General features: G+C 41.4%; 17 protein-coding genes and 1 tRNA gene. All 18 read right to left on the bottom strand.

Annotated elements, in window-relative coordinates; all coding sequences use genetic code 11:
- Positions 1–10: 10 nt before the first annotated feature.
- Positions 11–781: a type III pantothenate kinase gene (locus tag P8610_RS18950; RefSeq protein ID WP_394605775.1), complete on the bottom strand. Its 771-nt coding sequence runs from the start codon at positions 779–781 to the stop codon at positions 11–13.
- Positions 782–867: 86 nt separating this feature from the next.
- Positions 868–1014, bottom strand: coding sequence for a hypothetical protein (locus P8610_RS18945; RefSeq protein ID WP_394605774.1), 147 nt, complete (start codon positions 1012–1014; stop codon positions 868–870).
- Between the two features lie 326 nt (positions 1015–1340).
- The gene (gene ftsH / locus P8610_RS18940) at positions 1341–3245 is read right to left on the bottom strand and encodes an ATP-dependent zinc metalloprotease FtsH (protein ID WP_289493710.1); all 1905 of its coding nucleotides are present in this window, start codon (positions 3243–3245) and stop codon (positions 1341–1343) included.
- Positions 3246–3293: 48 nt separating this feature from the next.
- Positions 3294–3833, bottom strand: coding sequence for a hypoxanthine phosphoribosyltransferase (hpt, locus tag P8610_RS18935; protein ID WP_289493711.1), 540 nt, complete (start codon positions 3831–3833; stop codon positions 3294–3296).
- Between the two features lie 14 nt (positions 3834–3847).
- Positions 3848–5236, bottom strand: coding sequence for a tRNA lysidine(34) synthetase TilS (tilS, locus tag P8610_RS18930; protein WP_394605787.1), 1389 nt, complete (start codon positions 5234–5236; stop codon positions 3848–3850).
- A gap of 314 nt (positions 5237–5550) precedes the next feature.
- The gene (locus tag P8610_RS18925) at positions 5551–6525 is read right to left on the bottom strand and encodes a serine/threonine protein kinase (RefSeq protein ID WP_289493714.1); all 975 of its coding nucleotides are present in this window, start codon (positions 6523–6525) and stop codon (positions 5551–5553) included.
- Entirely contained in the window at positions 6488–7240 is a 753-nt protein-coding gene (locus P8610_RS18920; RefSeq protein WP_394605773.1) for a hypothetical protein, read from the bottom strand. Before P8610_RS18920 ends, P8610_RS18925 begins: the two co-directional genes overlap by 38 nt.
- 308 nt (positions 7241–7548) lie before the next feature.
- Positions 7549–10044, bottom strand: a complete 2496-nt coding sequence (gene spoIIE / locus P8610_RS18915) for a stage II sporulation protein E (protein WP_394605772.1) — start codon at positions 10042–10044, stop codon at positions 7549–7551.
- 674 nt (positions 10045–10718) lie between these two features.
- Positions 10719–10795 (bottom strand) — tRNA-Met (locus P8610_RS18910).
- Between the two features lie 122 nt (positions 10796–10917).
- Positions 10918–11040 (bottom strand): hypothetical protein, encoded by a 123-nt coding sequence (locus P8610_RS18905; RefSeq protein WP_394605771.1) that lies wholly within the window; start codon positions 11038–11040, stop codon positions 10918–10920.
- A gap of 204 nt (positions 11041–11244) precedes the next feature.
- A complete protein-coding gene (locus P8610_RS18900) occupies positions 11245–11694 on the bottom strand; it encodes a S1 domain-containing RNA-binding protein (protein WP_289493718.1) in 450 nt (149 codons plus the stop codon).
- Positions 11695–11785: 91 nt separating this feature from the next.
- Positions 11786–12145 (bottom strand): FtsB family cell division protein, encoded by a 360-nt coding sequence (locus P8610_RS18895; protein ID WP_289493719.1) that lies wholly within the window; start codon positions 12143–12145, stop codon positions 11786–11788.
- 20 nt (positions 12146–12165) lie between these two features.
- The gene (gene yabQ / locus P8610_RS18890; RefSeq protein WP_394605770.1) at positions 12166–12765 is read right to left on the bottom strand and encodes a spore cortex biosynthesis protein YabQ; all 600 of its coding nucleotides are present in this window, start codon (positions 12763–12765) and stop codon (positions 12166–12168) included.
- Positions 12762–13070 (bottom strand): sporulation protein YabP, encoded by a 309-nt coding sequence (yabP, locus tag P8610_RS18885; protein WP_066390532.1) that lies wholly within the window; start codon positions 13068–13070, stop codon positions 12762–12764. The genes yabQ and yabP overlap by 4 nt, the downstream gene beginning before the upstream one ends.
- 346 nt (positions 13071–13416) lie before the next feature.
- On the bottom strand, positions 13417–13683 hold the full coding sequence (locus tag P8610_RS18880) for an RNA-binding S4 domain-containing protein (protein ID WP_066238169.1): 267 nt from the start codon (positions 13681–13683) through the stop codon (positions 13417–13419).
- 2 nt (positions 13684–13685) lie between these two features.
- Positions 13686–13958, bottom strand: coding sequence for an HU family DNA-binding protein (locus P8610_RS18875; RefSeq protein ID WP_066238167.1), 273 nt, complete (start codon positions 13956–13958; stop codon positions 13686–13688).
- Between the two features lie 128 nt (positions 13959–14086).
- Positions 14087–15529: a nucleoside triphosphate pyrophosphohydrolase gene (mazG, locus tag P8610_RS18870; protein ID WP_394605769.1), complete on the bottom strand. Its 1443-nt coding sequence runs from the start codon at positions 15527–15529 to the stop codon at positions 14087–14089.
- Positions 15529–17115, bottom strand: coding sequence for a putative polysaccharide biosynthesis protein (locus P8610_RS18865; protein WP_394605768.1), 1587 nt, complete (start codon positions 17113–17115; stop codon positions 15529–15531). Before P8610_RS18865 ends, mazG begins: the two co-directional genes overlap by 1 nt.
- Between the last annotated feature and the right edge of the window lie 35 nt (positions 17116–17150).

The raw sequence follows: 17150 nt of genomic DNA, 5'->3' as shown, positions 1-17150 counted from the left end.
AACTCATCCTTTAACCGTTCTTATTTTTATCGTAAATAAGTAAAAGACCTTTTAATGTCAAAAATGGATCAACGTGATCGATCACGTTGCTTTCCGCTGCAATTAAATTCGCAAGCCCGCCGGTTGCGATAACTTTTGGCTCAATCGAAGTTTGTTCCTTCATCCTTTTTACGATACCCTCTACTTGTCCTACATATCCATAAAGGATCCCTGCCTGCATCGCGTTAACGGTGTTCTTTCCGATTACGCCTTCAGGTTTTGCAATCTCAATACGAGGCAGTTTAGCCGCCTTTGTATAGAGCGCTTCTGTGGAAATATTGATTCCAGGTGCGATTGCGCCTCCCATGTACTGTTTATGTTCGTTGATATAACAGTACGTCGTAGCCGTGCCAAAATCGACAATTATAAGCGGTGCGTCATATTCATGAATCGCAGCAACCGCATTAACGATTCGGTCAGCCCCAACTTCTCTTGGGTTTTCGTACTTAATATTTAATCCCGTTTTAATACCTGGCCCTACAACTAACGGGCGCTGGTTAAAGTATTTTACACACATGCGCTCTAAAGCGAACATGATCGGAGGTACTACAGAAGAAATAATGATTCCTTCAATTTGCTCTTTATGGATATTAACGTGACGGAACAAATCGAGTATGAGCATGCCATACTCGTCTTCTGTTTTTTCACGTGATGTATGAATTCTCCAATGATGCTTTAATTCATCATTCTCATAGAGTCCTAAAACAATATTCGTATTTCCGACATCAAACACAAAAATCATGGAATTTGTCCCCGCTTCTTATCTTAAGTTTCTATAATAGTTATAACATAAAACGTATAGGAGTAAAGTATCCCGGCTTATTGCAATTATAAGTTGGATAATCTTTGGTGCTCTTGAAAGTGGTAGATTTCCGTTACAGGTGCTCGCTTTCCGCGGAGCAGGCGGTGAGCCACATTCGTACGTTTCACTTTTAAGTGTCTCACCTGCCCGCCTGTCCCGCAGGAGTCTCGCACCTTTCACTCCAATCCACCTGTCAGTGAAGAGAAAGAACAAAAAGACGAAAATCATAAGAGCTAAACCCTGTCAAAAAACAGATTCTAAAGGATTATCGCCAGAGAAACTTTCAAAAATACTTCACTGAATAGCTAATTGGAGCGGAAGGACGAGACTCCTGCAGGATGAGTGGGACAGGTGAGACCATTCAATGACGCAAGCGGCGAATGGGCTCACCGCACACCCTGCGGAAAGCGAGTCCTGCAGCGGAAATTAGCCTCTTTCAAGCATACGAAAACAGTCTACAAAAAAAGGACACCTCATCTCTGAGGCATCCTTTTAAATCTTAATCTTGCTTTGGCTCTTCATCTTTTTTGTTAAGTGTTACTTTAACATCATCAGATGGATTTGAAATCGTTTTTCTGTCAGGAAGCTGACCTGTCTTAACGAGTTCTTTGATTTGCTCTTCATCAAGCGTTTCTACAGTAAGCAATGTTTGAGCGATGATCTCTAACTTAGAATTGTGTTCAGTAAGGATCTGACGGCAGCGCTCGTAAGATTCTTTGATGATGCGCTGAACTTCTAAGTCAATCTCATGCGCGATTGCGTCACTATAGTTTTGCTCGTTATTGAAGTCTCTTCCTAAAAAGACTTGACCGCCTTGCGATGAACCGAACTGCATCGGTCCTAGACGTTCACTCATACCAAACTCAGTAACCATGCGGCGAGCAATTCCAGTCGCACGCTGGAAGTCATTATGAGCACCAGTACTTACTTCTTTGAACGTAATCTCTTCGGCAACACGGCCTCCAAGAAGTCCAACGATTTTATCTTCTAATTCAGGTTTTGTCATGAAGTAACGGTCCTCTTTAGGAAGCATTACTGTGTAACCACCAGCTTGGCCACGAGGGACAACGGTAACTTTATGAACAGTATCTGCACCTTCAAGAACTAAACCAATAACAGTGTGGCCCGCTTCATGGTAAGCTACAATGTTCTTTTCTTTTTCAGAAATCACACGGCTCTTTTTCGCAGGTCCTGCAATAACACGGTCGATCGCTTCATCAACGTCATCCATATCAATCTTTTTCTTATCAGAACGGGCAGCTACTAACGCCGCTTCGTTCAATAAGTTTTCAAGATCCGCACCAGAGAAACCTGGCGTACGCATTGCAATCGTTTTTAAGTTAACGTCTTCTGCAAGCGGCTTGTTACGTGCGTGTACTTGAAGTACCTCTTCACGTCCTTTTACATCTGGACGGTTAACCGGAATCTGACGGTCAAAACGTCCTGGACGAAGAAGGGCAGGATCTAGAATATCGGCACGGTTAGTTGCAGCGATGATGATGATACCTTCGTTTGCACCGAAACCGTCCATTTCAACTAACAATTGGTTAAGCGTTTGTTCACGCTCGTCATGGCCGCCGCCAAGACCAGCTCCACGCTGACGTCCAACTGCGTCAATTTCATCGATAAAAATGATACAAGGCGCATTTTTCTTTGCATTTTCAAACAAGTCACGAACACGTGATGCACCGACACCAACGAACATCTCAACGAAATCAGAACCTGAGATCGAGAAGAATGGAACGCCAGCTTCTCCTGCTACTGCACGTGCAAGAAGTGTTTTACCAGTACCCGGAGGTCCCACTAAAAGAACACCCTTTGGAATACGGGCACCTAAAGCAGAGAATTTACGCGGGTCTTTCAAAAATTCAACGACTTCAACTAGCTCTTGTTTCTCTTCATCTGCACCAGCTACGTCTTTAAACGTAACCTTTTTCTTTTCTTCGTTATACAGTTTCGCTTTGCTTTTCCCAAAGTTCATAACACGGCTTCCGCCACCTTGGGCCTGGTTCAACAAGAAGAAGAATAAGATAAAGATAATGACAAACGGAATAATTGAGGTGAAGAATGTCACCCAGCCACTTGTCTGTTCCTGCTGTTTAAATTCTACATTTGCAGAATCAGCAAGCTTTTCAACCTCAGCAAGTGTGTTACCTGTTAAAGGAGCGTTTGTCTGGAATACTTCTCCTTCTTTAGCTCCCTCTAGCTGGCCGCGAACAACATACACGCCGCCCTCAGGCTGGTAAACGATGCTTTCTACTTTGCCTGATTCAATGTACTTAGTCAGCTGGTCATAACGAATTTCTTTGACTTCATTGTTGTTGCCGTTGAAAAAGCTGACTACTCCAACTACAACTAAAAAGATTAATAAATAAAATATAGTATTACGGAAGATGCGATTCATTCCTTACCTCCTTAGGCGAACAATCAAATCTTATGCGGTTTTTTATTCTTACTTTTCGTAGATCTCTGGCTTTAACACGCCAATGTAAGGCAAGTTGCGGTACTTCTCAATGTAGTCTAATCCGTAACCAACAACAAAAGCATCAGGAACGATAAAGCCCGCAAGATCTGGCGCGATATCAACTTTTCGTCCTGTTGGCTTATCAAGCAAAGTTACAATCTTAACCGATTTCGCTTTGCGTGCCTTAAATAGTTGAACGAGATAGCTAAGCGTTAATCCACTGTCAATAATATCTTCTACAATGATAACGTCTCGACCTTCTAAGGAAGTATCTAAATCTTTAACAATTTTTACTTGACCGGAAGAAACGGTAGATGCACCATAGCTGGAAACTGCCATTAAATCGATCTCGAGATGGATATCCATTCGTTTAATCAGGTCTGCCATAAAAGGTAGAGCACCTTTTAGAACCCCAATTACTAATGGAAAACTATCCTTATATTCCTCAGAGAGCTCTTTTCCAAGTTCTTTGATCTTGTTTTGAATAGCTTCTTCGGATATAAGTGTTTCTAAAATTTCATCATGCATGTTCAACAAGCCTCCTAGACGTCATGGCGATTTTTTTGAAAGCGTAAAATAACCCAATGTTCAGATTGATCTAAAGAATAGCGTCGAGTGTGTTTCAGTCCGGGAAGCCAAACGATCTCGCCATTTGCATCAACTACAATCGGCCAAACTTTCCGTTCTTCATGCGGCACTTTAGCATCAATAAATATATCTTTTAATTTCCGAGAACCGACGCCAGCAATCGCCATCCGGTCACCTGGTTTTCGGCTGCGAACACGCAACGGGAGACTTACATCTTTCATTGAAAACACAAAAACATCTTTTCCTCTTAGTAAAGCGGGCTCACGATCTGTTATTTCAGCAATAACCATTCCATTTGGCAATTCCACACTGCCTGGCAGCTTTAGTGAATAATCATATGACCATTCCTCATTTTTTACGTCTTGCTCAAAACTTAATAAACATCTGTCATAAGTTCGGCTGACAACTAAACCTGACGGAAAATGCAAAGACCCAGATGGATGCTCACTTCCGAGCAAACTAAGAAAGTTTTCCTTATGTACAGAGGAAAGAGATGAAGGATTAATTTTATACAGATAGTTCAATATTAGTGTAATCCCTCTTTTTTGTAAAGGAATAGGCATCTTGTTAAAAGCGGATACAGATAACTCTATTTTCCCCTCTGTTTGACTGATTAAAACCTTTTCTAACTCTATTTCAGCCAGTTTCAATATATACGCTTCATCTTCAGAAATAGTTTCACTTAAATGCTGAAATCTTTCATGTACACTAGGGTTTTCCTTTTTTAAAAAAGGAAGAACATTTTTTCTGAATCTGTTTCGTACATATTTGTCACTTTCATTGCTTGAATCATAAACGGGAAATAGGTTTTCTACTTTACAATAATGCTCGATTTGCTTCTTTGTTATTCCTAAAAAGGGACGAATTATTTCTCCATTTGCAAACGGCCGCCTTACAGGAATTCCTCCTAAGCTTAAGCCTTCACTGCCTCTTGTCATTCTCATGAGGATCGTTTCTACTTGGTCATCACCGTGGTGCGCAAGTGCGAGTGCATCTGCTTGATGTTTGTTCATCACTTCTTCAAAGAACTTATATCTGCAAGTTCTTGCAGCTGTTTGAAGCGATAAGCCATGTTCTCTTTGATAACTTGCCACATCCCCATTGCCGCCTTCAAATACAATATTTCGTTCATCACAAAAGCTTTTAACAAAAGCAAGCTCTTTAGCAGATTCTTCACCCCGAAGCTGGTGGTCGAATGAAGCTGCAATTACATTGATTTTATAAAAAGAGGACCTTTTCCACAAATAATGCAATAAAGCTAACGAATCAGGTCCGCCTGAAACACCTATCACTACTTTTTTGACCGATGAAAGAAGCTGGTGTTTTCTAATAAAGTTCTCCACTTCCTGCAAAGCGAACCGCTCCTTCATTATTTTTAATGTCTTTAAAAAAGGCTGTTCTCGTAATCTTTGATGTTCTTAGGAATGGTTGATTTCCGTTTCAGGATGCTCGCTTTCCGCGGGGCAGGCGGTGAGCCACATTCGGACGTTTCACTTTTAAGTGTCTCACCTGACCGCTCGTCCCGCGGGAGTCTCGCATCCCTACACTCCAATCAACCTGTCAATGAAGTCTAGACAAAAAATACCCTAGAAGCAAGAATCTTTTAGAAAATGAGCCTCTAAAAATCATAACAAAGAAATGCAGGAACTAACACCATTTACATCGTCTGACCGAGCATGTAGAACAGGTACACAACAAAGACAAAGGTAAATACTAAAAAAGTTTCTGCGATAAAGCTGCTTTTCTTTTTCTTTTGACCTTGTCTGGTTGCAGTCTGTTGAGGGGCTTGCTGGCTCTGCTTTTTGGGTGATCTGGCTTTATCCCTGTCATTTAACAAAAGAACGAGTTCGTTTCTCATTTCTTCTGCATAACGGTATTTTCCGTTCCACGCTTTTTCCAATATAGAAGCGTATGGCTTCAGCATCGGACTTCCTGCTATTTTCGCTTTCATTTGTTTTTCAGGATCAGCACTTTTCGAAAATCGTGAAGGGTAAGCCAAGTTCACCATTACCATCCCTGCTGAGAACAGATCATATGAGGGCTCTGCTTTTCGGGATCCCTTCCCCCAGTATCCCCTATCATAGAATTCGGTATATTCCTTGATCGATCTGTCCATCACAGTTGTTCCTCCAACGTCTATCCATCTGATGCGATAGGGAGGTCCTGTTACGAGTAGATTATCAGGCTTTAAATCACCAAATGCCCATCCAGCCTGATGCAGTGTATGAAGATCTGTCAGAAGCTGCACGAGCAAAATGCCGGCCCACTCTGAAGATTTTGTTTTCATAAAATCAAACAGCGTTTCTCCTTTTAAGTACTCCATCGCATAAAAAGGATAAGTGCTATTACGTGCCACCCAGTCATCCACATCGATTAAAGAAGGTCCAAGGACTTTCCCCTGGACCTTAGAAAAACGCTTCAGTACATTCACTTCAGATGTGATCGACATCTGATCATGTCCGATTTTAAGTGCGACCACTCCACGATCTGAATCAGCCAGATAGACTGCGCCTGTCGCGCCATATCCTAGACGGCGGCGGATTCGATACTTAGAGTGATTCCACTTTCCGCGGATTTCTTCGCCAACAACTAAGTTACATACCGGACTCGTTCGTATATCCTGGGGCATCATCGGACAAGAATCTCCTTTTTGACGAACGTTTGCGACCAAAAGCGCCAATTCCTTCTTTTATAGCAGGTCCTGTTGGTGTGATTCCACCGAGTGTAATCTTTGAAAAGATTTTGCCGATCGAGTCTAGTTTGGATGACCAGCTTAATAACTCTTCCGCTTCTGATCTTTTCCCTGGGAAGACATAGATCGAAAACTCATTATCACCGATTCTGGAATTTAACGAGATAGATAGATCAAGCAGAGATTCTTGAACCGTAAGCATCTTATCTTCCATCGAGCCTGAAGCATCGATTAGAACCAAGATTTCGAGATTCATTGTTTCTCCCATCTCATCTACAACTTCAATGACTTCCCCACGTTTATCGGGAGGAAGGTCTTCCATCGTCGACTGACTTCCTAATATTTGCTGCAATTCAGCGTTAACGACTCCTTTTATCGTTTGAGCCATAGCTTTTTGTGTGACCATCTTAACCGTTTGTGCCAACTGCTTTGTGTACACCACCTGACTGATTCCACCGCCAGCCATTGCAATTTCCTCAACTTCTTTTAAACCTTGTCTATGATACTCCGGAGCATTTTCGTTAAGTACACCGATAACATTAACAGCAATTCCTTGTTCGTGAGCAAGTGCAGCCATCGCTACTGGATCTTCGCCTTGGTTTGAACACCCATCTGTAATAAGCAATATTTGACGCAACGTCCCTTTGTTCCGCATTACTCTAACCCCTCTCGCGTACGAATTTTAACTATTACCATCATCGTCAAGAAAGTTATTGTTTATACGCGTAAACGAGACCGGTCAATCTGCGTTCGGGGTGCTGATTTAAAATACTGTCGAGTCTCAGCTATTTACTGTCGACTTTTTAAAGTTTACTGTCCACTTTCAACAAAATACTGTCCACTTCTTGAGTTTTACTGTCCACTTTTGAGAAAATACTGTCCGCTTTATAATTTCTGCAGCAAGTTTATGGACTGGCGTACAAAAAGACCCCTCTAAAAAGAGGGATCTCCTATTATCTTAATCTATTGAGCTTTTTTGCGGTTAATGTTTACTTTCGGGTAATGAGGTACTGTTGCCCACTTTGGAATGTTCTTTTCAATCTTTGTCACTGCAACCGTCATGTCGTCCTCTATTCCGTTATTTCCAGTACGGATGACCTCTTCCATAATCAAATCTGCTATTTCCTGAGGATCATCGGTATCAATTTCTCTGATCTTGCGCTTCATCCAGGCATCAATGTTTTCAATATGACGAGGAGCTTCATAGATACCGTCACTCATCATGATTAAGATATCCCCTGCTTTTAACTGCTCATCAACAACGTCCACATCAAAATCCTGGATGATTCCCATCGGCAGGTTGCTCGCTTCAACCGTCTTGATCTGATCACCGCGTTTAATAAAACTCGGCGTGGATCCGATTTTTAAAAACTTAGCTGATGCATCTTGCAGATCGATCATTGCAAGATCCAGCGTCGAGAAAATTTCGTCTGTCGTACGCAAAGAGAGAACCGAGTTGACTGATTTAATGGCTACTTCCTCTTCAATTCCAGATTGAAGGATCTTTTGAAGCAGTTGCAGTGTCTCGTTGCTTTCGATGAACGCTCGTTCTCCGTTACCCATACCATCTGCGATCGCAACCGCAAATTTCCCAGCACCGATCTCTATCGTCGAATGACTATCTCCAGAAAGCCACGCTCCTCCTTTCGCAGCTGATGCAATTCCGGTTTCAACCACAAATTCTCTAGCCGAATGAAACGATAGATGACAGTAGCCTGTGGCGTAGTTCGCACACTCTTCATGTGTAACAAGAATCGTTTCTTCTAAAATATCAGAAAGGATTGGCGCAATCAGCTTTTCAGCGATCCCTGACCCGCCACAATAAGGAATGGTCATTTCAATATCAACATTTGATGTTTCTAAGCTGTAAATATCTACGTGACCTACATCGATTCCCGCTTGAGCAAGAGAATCTTTAATCTGCTCTTCTTGAATTTGATGGTTCTCTTGTTCGCGCTGAATCTCTTTTGCAAAGTCACCCATAACCTGTGAAACGCCCATCAGCTGATCAGCTACTAAACGGCGGCTTTCTTGCACTTGTATCTTTAATTTTTGGGAAGCTCTATATTGAGTCAGCTCTTGTTTCATTAGGTCTGTTATCTTTTCAGGCTTGATGCAGTGCCTTTCCCAGTCACGCTTTAATTTTCTGTCCTTGATATCACTGTAATCCTCTTGCTCCACCATTAGTTTTGTCATAAGATCGTATGTCGTTGTAAAATTTTGAGCCCAGCACTGTTCCTTTTTAAAACATGTCTGACACGTCTTTTCTGTAATATTGCTTAAGAAAAGATCTACTTCACGTGAGCTTTCTTCTTCATTTAGCGATGAACCTACCGATTGAAACGAGTGTGACAACGCTTGAAAAAGACTAGAAAATCGTTCTACACGGCTTGCCGTTACATCCCGGATCTTTTTCAAATATTGCTGCTGCTGCATCGAATGCTCTCTTGTACCAGGCACATACTTCGAGATGTTGCTGATCGCAGTTTTCGGTGTTAATAGGAAGAGCAGAACAGCAAAGCCAGACTCCATCAGTGTTGAAGTGATCTCAGCCCGACCCTCACCATACAGACCAATCAGCACGGTACCGATGATCAGCCCTAAGCTCACACCAAACCGCTTCCCTTCTTTCAAAAGACCCCCGAGCAAACCAGAGAACGCTAAGAGACTCATCTGAGACAAACTAGCCACTTGGGCGAGACTAAGGATAAGTCCTGTCACAACCCCAACGGTCGATCCGATCGCTGCTCCTCCTACAAACGCAAACAGCAAAACTAAATAACGAGAAACAACATGTTCTACTGAAACATCATTGATCTGCCAGCCGATCGTTCCAGTCATCACGGATGCGAGCAGAATCATTAAGCATACAATTTCTTCATTTTTTAAAGATTGAGGAATTTTTTTATTCGTTAAAAGCGGTATGCTTTGAAGAAAGATTAACGTTAGGACTAAGCTTAGCCCCCCTTCTACTAGCGCTAGCATTGTATCGACCCGCTCTAATCCACCCTCACCAAACATAGAAAATAAAGTTCGTGTGATTAAAGAGGAGCCAAAAACTAAAAGAGGCAAAGTTTGTATACGGTTCTTAATGAAAAGATCTGTCCCTTTTTGGAGACATGCATAAACGAGCAAGGCACTTATAAAGAATAAAGCATTCATCGGCTGAAGTGACATCGCTCCTGCCAATACAGCAAAGACAGCAATGCCTGTCCGCTCTTTTCTTAAAACAAAGACACTTGCCGCAAAAGGTAAAGCGAAAGGAGACATCTCAGCCAAAATCATAGCTCGTCCTAACAAAAAGCCTATTCCAAACAACAGCATTCTCCAATTAAAAATGCTCTGGTTCAAAAGCTGAAGCCATCTCTTACTCGTTTTATAAACCGCTTGCTGGCCTTTTTCTACCCACACCATTCCCCTGATCGGTTCGAGTACTTCTTGTTCAACCTTCTGCCACATCCCATACACCACCCGTTTCCAATTTGTGTAACCATTATAAACAGGTTTAGAACAAAGATTTTGTCAAAAGAACAATGTTGGTCCAAAAAACTTCTCGACGGACTTCACCACTATTTCACGAAAGTAAAGCAAAAGCGGACAACATTCTTACAAAAAGGGAAAAGGAATTTTCATTTTTAAAAGTATTAGGGAGAATTATGAAGAAAAATAAAAGGGGTTCATTGGGGAAGTTAGTTTTCGAGTTTCAGGTTGTTCCCATTAAGCACTGTTTTAGTGTTGTTACGGTACGTGTTCCTTTATTTCTTACACGTTCGCGCGGCTACCCTTCAATTACGCGCAGTCGAATGAGGTTTACGCGCAGCTGAGCTTCATTCCCACGCACCAACGAACGGTTTGCGCGCGCTTCTCGGGGCTTTGCGCGCACCACAGACAATATAGGAAATTTTCTGTATCAAATTAGGCTTTTACGCATGAAAGTATGGGAGTTCCAGCTATTAATAATGACAAATCTTGTTAATACGAAATTTCAGAGGTTTTTTATAATATCTTGCTTAATCCAGCGGGACAATCATCATGCGAACTTGAACAGCTTATGATCCATTCCCTAAACAATAAAAAAGAGCACCCTATGCGGATGCTCTTGAACGTTTGTATGTATATGTCAAAATTAAAAATGGTAGCGGCGGAGGGAGTCGAACCCACGACCTCACGGGTATGAACCGTACGCTCTAGCCAGCTGAGCTACACCGCCATTTGTAAAAGACACAAGTAGTATATTACATCTATCCTGCCATCCTGTCAACGGTTCTTTAGAAATTTGTCGAAAAAGTTTTTTGTAGTTTTTTTAAAAGACTGTTAGCGTAAACTTTGTTGTTATTGAAAGTGGTTGATTTCCGTTCCAGATGCTCGCTTTCCGCGGGGCAGGCGGTGAGCCACATTCGTACGTTTCACTCTTAAGTGTCTCACCTGCCCGCCTGTCCCGCAGGAGTCTCGCACCTTGCACTCCAATCAACTGTCACAGAAGAATATAAAAATGAGGTTTGAAAGCAACAATCTTTTAGAATAGAGCTTTTTAGTATGTATCAACGCAAAAGAAGTCGAGCCAGCCTGACAGAAAAATCAACATCAAAAAAACAAAAAGCACCCTAATGTATAGGATGCTTGCCATATATAGATGAATGAGCATTAAAAATGCAACAATTATCCTCTTCGGCCGCCGCGGCCACCTCTTTTTGATTCAGTACTACGCTTTAAAGTAGTGAGTCGATCTTCACTATCTTTAAGGAATTTATTCATCTTATCCTCAAAAGATAATGCAGTAGAATGGTTGTTTCCGCCTCGGTTCGGACCTTTGCGGGATTTGTTGAATCCGCCGCCGCCTCTTGAAGGGGCTGGTCTACTAACAGAAGCAGCATTTTCCTTTGCTTTTTTAATAGACAAACCAATCTTTCCGTCCTTTTCGACGCTCATAACCTTAACTTCGACTTGATCACCAACTTTAAGAAATTCGTTGATGTCCTTCACGTAATTATCCGCAACTTCGCTAATATGCACGAGTCCTGTTGTACCCCCTGGCAGCTCTACAAACGCTCCAAAATGAGTAATCCCAGTAACTTTACCTTGCAACTTGCTGCCTACTTCAATTGACATGCAAAAAATGCTCCTCCTTAAAAAATCTCAAAAGATATCAATACTTATTATACAATCGAAAAAATCTGCGTGTCAATCTACGCTTATTGCTTTATTCTGGAAGTTTAAAAATCGTTTCACCAGGCTTTGACATAAAAAAGTCGCGTCTAGCGATTTCTCCAATGTATTCTTCGTCTTTTAGTTTATTCACTTCATCTTTAAGTTGTGCCTTTTCTTCCAAAAGAGCTTTGTATTCATCACTTAACTCTTGTTGTTCCATCTGTTTTTCATTTAAAAGGGAAAGCTGTTCTGCAATACCCGTAATAATTAAAAAAGCAAAAAAGGAAAATACGATAAAGGCCCCTGTTAAGCGACGGTACAAACCACGCTTACGTTTTGCGATCACCTGCTCATGACGCTCTTTATTCTGGATGTATTGTGAGTGAATCTCTGTTATTTTTTTTTGGCGCATTAGTTCGCTGTTCCCCTCCTTTACTTCTTTTTTCCCTTCCAATTGCTGACTTTATTCTTCGCTGAAATCAAAAACCCTGCTAATTTTAAATATTTCTCCTTTAAATTATACCATTTTTGCTTTGGAATGAAACGCCATATGAGTCGTCCCACCCACTTAAAAGGAGAAAAAAGAATCATGAAAACTACCATTGCAATTTTCCGCAAGATGTTAAATACATATAATAGAATAGCGGATATGAGCATAATTAACCATTTTATCGGCATAACGATTAAAGAGTTAAGCAGTCGATAAAAAAAGCGAAAAAGGGATACGACAGCTGAAACGATCCACTCGAGTATCTTCTTATAGATTCGTTCAAAAAGTGCTCGGTACGCCGCATAACCACAAATGAGAGCAATAAAAATATAGAATCGAATTTCAGCATGATTCACATGCAGAAGGACATAAAAGACGAGCAAAGCCTGTACCAGCCAAAACAGCAGATCATTCAAAAAGTGAAGCCAGTGCCACTTTCTCTTTTCATGGATGAACCGGCTGTACGTATCGACAGCCATACCGATCCAGATACCCATGAAAACCATAGAAAACATGGTTTGAAACTGAACAGTTAAGGTCATTTGAACAGTTTGCCAAAGAAGCCTTTAGTTTTTTCGCCGGTCTGCTGGTCAAGGTACACAAGATCGAACACTTTGCCTTCAATATTTACGACACCTGATTCAACATCAAGATTCTTCATCTTCAAGTTAGTTCCGCGTATCGCTAAAAAGCCCATCGTTGTCTCAAGCAAAAACTCTTCATTATCAAAACTTTCTACTTGTTTAACTCCTGTAATCTCTAAATTCTTTCTGCCTATCATTCTTACATCGTGGTTTGGTGTGCTCACTTTTTGATTATATCCATTTAAATCATATCGTTGATCCATACAATCCCCTCCTCTATTCCATACAAATTTATGAAGGGAAGTGGTGGAATAGAACAAGCTGTATTGAATAGTTGAATGTTTTGAAGAACCATTGATGTGTTTTTCTAAAAGGTTGTTACCTTTGGGTCTTGTTTCATTCACTTCATTGCAAGTTGATTGGAGTGTAAGGTGTGAGACTCCTGCGGGACAGGCGGGCAGGTGAGACACTTAAGAGTGAAACGTACAAATGTGGCTCACCGCCTGCCCCGCGGAAAGCGAGCACCCTGGAACGGAAATCAACCACTTCCAAGAGCAACAATGATTGCGAAAACAGCAAAAAGAAAAGAACCTGAAAAATTCAGGTTCTTTACTCAGTCGTTTCGATGCGGTTTTCTTCGAGGACGGTGTACATGTTGTCTGCGTCCTCTTTTTTGGTCGTATCTTTAAGCTCGTTGATTTTCACCTTTACAAGCTTTTGACCAAAACGAATCGTAAGCTCGTCCCCAACTTTTACATCAGAAGACGCTTTAGCCTGCAATCCGTTAATGGAGATACGGCCTTGATCTGAAATCTCCTTCGCCACGGTTCTCCGTTTAATCAGGCGGGAGACTTTCAGAAACTTGTCTAAGCGCATGCTTACTTAACAGCTTCTTTCAGCTTGTTTCCTGCTTTAAACGCTGGAACTGTAGCAGCTGGGATTTGAATTTCTTTCCCTGTTTGAGGGTTGCGGCCAGTACGGCTAGAACGCTCGCGAGTTTCAAAAGTTCCAAATCCAACAAACTGTACTTTGTCTCCGTCTTTTAGAGCAGAAGTGATTTCATCGATTACGCCATTAACGACTGTTTCTACATCTTTCTTTGTAAGTCCTGACTTTTCTGAGATATTTGTTACCAATTCATTTTTGTTCATTTTTAATTACCTCCTTGTTTATCTATCACATAATTCGGTAGAAAACCCTTATAATTAAGGGTTTCTTAATATTTCTCGAGAAAATATTCTCTATTTTTCACTATAATCCTTCTTTGTAGAAAAAAAAATTATTTTGCTTCGTTCCAAAGACGGTCCATTTCCTCAAGCGTTACGTCGTCGAACGATAGAGATTGTTCCTTTAACGCATGCTCGATATAGCTGAATCTCTTTCTAAACTTTCGATTAGTCTCATTCAATGCCTCTTCAGGATCTATTTTGTAAAAACGCGCTAAGTTCACCACTGAAAACAACAAATCACCAAGCTCTTTTTGTTGTTCATCACCTTCAGCTTCCTGAAACTCTTTTAATTCTTCTAAGATCTTATCGTAGACAGGTCCAGCTTCTTTCCAATCGAAACCAACTTTAGCAGCCTTTTTTTGATAAAGAAACGCTTTTTGAATACCTGGAATTCCTTTTGGCACTCCGTCAAGCAGTGACTCTCTGTCTTCTTTCCCTGCTTCTTGCGCTTTAATCGCGTCCCAGTTTGCCACTACTTCGTCTGCATTCTCTGCAGAAACATCGCTAAACACATGTGGATGGCGGCGGATCATCTTCTCGGTTAAAACAGCAATAACATCTTCTATGGCAAAGAATCCTTCATCTTCACCAATTTGTGCGTGAAGCAGCACTTGAAGCAATACATCCCCTAGTTCTTCCGCCAGTGCCTCATCATCTTCTTCGTCAATGGCATCCAGCACTTCATAAGCTTCTTCGATCAAATACTTTTTCAGTGTAACATGCGTTTGCTTTTGATCCCACGGACAACCACCGGGTCCGCGCAGGCGAGCAATAACGTTTTTTAAGAACGAAAAGTCTCTGTACAAAAGCTCATCTTCTTTTACAGGAGGAACGTAAACGGCTGTTAGATTGTTCAATGTCACAGTCTGGTCCAGCTCATACAGCGGAACTCTCTTAATGGACTCATCTGAGCTGCCTGCCGCTGTTACGACAACGACTTCATAATCATCCGGATATTTTTCCATTAAGGTCAGCTTCACCTCTGATGCGATGAAGCTATCATACACTTGGACGATCACAAGATGGTGACGGATCTGGATCTCATCTTTCTTTAATGAAGTACCATCAAGAATCTGGCATCCTTCTATCGGATCGATTTTTAGAGCAGTGTACATTTCATCGAGAAAACTTTTGCCGCCTGCAACCGTTACCTCAACTTCTTTACTTTGTGCCTGGTGCAAAAGAATCTGAACAGCTTGTTCTGCAACGAGTGGATGGCCTGGTACAGCATAGATTACATGATTCTCTGCTTCAGCTGCTTTAAACAAAGTTTCCGCAATCTCCTCATACACAGGCTCAAACTGATCGTGCTTTTCATAGATCTCATCAAATGCAATAAATGTCTTTCCTTGTTTCATAAGGTCTTCTACAGCAGGGTGATGGATCGTACGCACATAGACCTTTTCAGATGACTCAAGCATCCTGTAGATGCCAAGCGTCATCTGATCCAGATCTCCAGCACCTAAGCCAATGATTGTAATCTTCTTCGTCATCATGGTCTCCTTTTTTTAAGACGTTTAAACAGTTTTCTAAATATACTAACGGAATGAAACACAGAGTCCCATTCTGCTTGAGAAAAAATCTTAAGCTTAAAGATGCAAATAAAGTAGATGGCAGCCCCAATTAAGGAGGAACTGATACTGATCACCATCGAATGGAATCGCGTATTCGCTATCATTAAAAAGTGTTCAGCAACAAAAACCCAAGCCAAAACTCCAATAGCCATGAAACTTAAGGAGACTATGTAAGAGAGCAGTTTTGCTTTTTGACTGCCACTTAGGAATTTTGTTGCAGACTGAAGCTTAACGAGTTGACCAACCGCTGCTGCAAAGGTGGCTAACACCGTTGATAGTGCAGCACCTTCCATGCCAATATACGGAATGAAAATAAAGTTCCCCGCTACTTTTACAGCCACTGCTAAAAGTACGGTAAACACTGCAAATCGCCCATGACCGATTCCTTGCAAGAGTCCTGTTGTCGTATAAATGATAGATACGAAAATAATGGATATACAAAGTATAGCGAGAGCACGCGAGCCATCCCCGTTTTTAAAAAGCATAACATTAAGATGCTTTATAATACAGATTAGCCCCACCGCTGCCGCTCCACCGAAAACGATAGATAACTTAACAGAGAGTTTAGAAAGGGATTGAATTTCTGCTTTTTTCTTTTCCGTGACTAACGACGCCATTTCTGGGACAACTGCAAGTGCTATTGAAGCTGCGGCTACGGTACCTAATTGAAGAAGTGGTTGTCCACGGTCGAAAACACCTTTCAATATTTTGGCATCATATGCCTCCATGCCGCTTCCTACCCATACATTCACAAAAAGGAAGGAATCCACAAGCTGCATCATAGCTAGTATGAGAGCACTTAGAGACAGATAGATGCTCGTTTTGAGCAGTTCTGCCGCATAAAGAAACCGGAATTCCGCTTGAGGATTGTAAGCTTTCGCAAAACCCTTTTTCCAAAAGAATAAAAGAAACAAGCCTGATGCAAGAGCTCCAATCACTGAACCTGACAGTGCCGCTGCACCTGTTTCATAACTGGTGTAGCCTTTTGAAACGAAATAATAAGATAATAGTAAAATACCTGATACTCTAATTGTCTGCTCGATCAATTGTGAAACGGCCGTTAGCTGCATATCGCCGTACCCTTGATACGTACCTCTTAAAAATGCGGCAAGCGGGATAAACAAAAATAGAACTGAGATCACTTTTATAGGTAATTGAAGATTATAATCTCCCATCCACCGTGCGATAAATGGTGCTGTGAAAAATAGAAAAATAAATGAAAGCACACCTAACGTAAAAGAGATCCATACAGATGTTTTAATCAGATGATCATTGTTGTTTTTCTCGGAAACGATCATTTTTGACAATGCCATCGGAAACCCTGTAAATGCAACAGCTGCTGCTATAGCGTAAAACGGATATGCCTGCTGAAAGACATAAAAGCCGAAATCACCCGTCATGTTCTGGTAGGGAATGCGATATACGACACTTAGTAATTTTACGATGATTGCTGCTGTAGTCAGCAGCAATGCACCTTCCCATACGGAATATTTCTTAGAGTTCATAGTATATACCTCGATACTGCAAATATTTATTTCCC

This window comes from Fictibacillus sp. UD (assembly GCF_043558025.1).
Taxonomy (GTDB): domain Bacteria; phylum Bacillota; class Bacilli; order Bacillales; family Fictibacillaceae; genus Fictibacillus.
The sequence above is the reverse complement of the archived record's forward strand: the minus strand, read 5'-3'. Positions and strand labels throughout refer to the sequence as shown.

Coding starts and splice junctions, on each gene's coding strand:
- P8610_RS18950 (WP_394605775.1), bottom strand. CDS start 781: ATGATTTTTGTGTTTGATGTCGGAAATACGAATATTGTTTTAGGACTC.
- ftsH (WP_289493710.1), bottom strand. CDS start 3,245: ATGAATCGCATCTTCCGTAATACTATATTTTATTTATTAATCTTTTTA.
- hpt (WP_289493711.1), bottom strand. CDS start 3,833: ATGCATGATGAAATTTTAGAAACACTTATATCCGAAGAAGCTATTCAA.
- P8610_RS18925 (WP_289493714.1), bottom strand. CDS start 6,525: ATGATGCCCCAGGATATACGAACGAGTCCGGTATGTAACTTAGTTGTT.
- P8610_RS18920 (WP_394605773.1), bottom strand. CDS start 7,240: ATGCGGAACAAAGGGACGTTGCGTCAAATATTGCTTATTACAGATGGG.
- spoIIE (WP_394605772.1), bottom strand. CDS start 10,044: ATGTGGCAGAAGGTTGAACAAGAAGTACTCGAACCGATCAGGGGAATG.
- P8610_RS18900 (WP_289493718.1), bottom strand. CDS start 11,694: ATGTCAATTGAAGTAGGCAGCAAGTTGCAAGGTAAAGTTACTGGGATT.
- P8610_RS18895 (WP_289493719.1), bottom strand. CDS start 12,145: ATGCGCCAAAAAAAAATAACAGAGATTCACTCACAATACATCCAGAAT.
- yabQ (WP_394605770.1), bottom strand. CDS start 12,765: ATGACCTTAACTGTTCAGTTTCAAACCATGTTTTCTATGGTTTTCATG.
- yabP (WP_066390532.1), bottom strand. CDS start 13,070: ATGGATCAACGATATGATTTAAATGGATATAATCAAAAAGTGAGCACA.
- P8610_RS18880 (WP_066238169.1), bottom strand. CDS start 13,683: ATGCGCTTAGACAAGTTTCTGAAAGTCTCCCGCCTGATTAAACGGAGA.
- P8610_RS18875 (WP_066238167.1), bottom strand. CDS start 13,958: ATGAACAAAAATGAATTGGTAACAAATATCTCAGAAAAGTCAGGACTT.
- mazG (WP_394605769.1), bottom strand. CDS start 15,529: ATGACGAAGAAGATTACAATCATTGGCTTAGGTGCTGGAGATCTGGAT.
- P8610_RS18865 (WP_394605768.1), bottom strand. CDS start 17,115: ATGAACTCTAAGAAATATTCCGTATGGGAAGGTGCATTGCTGCTGACT.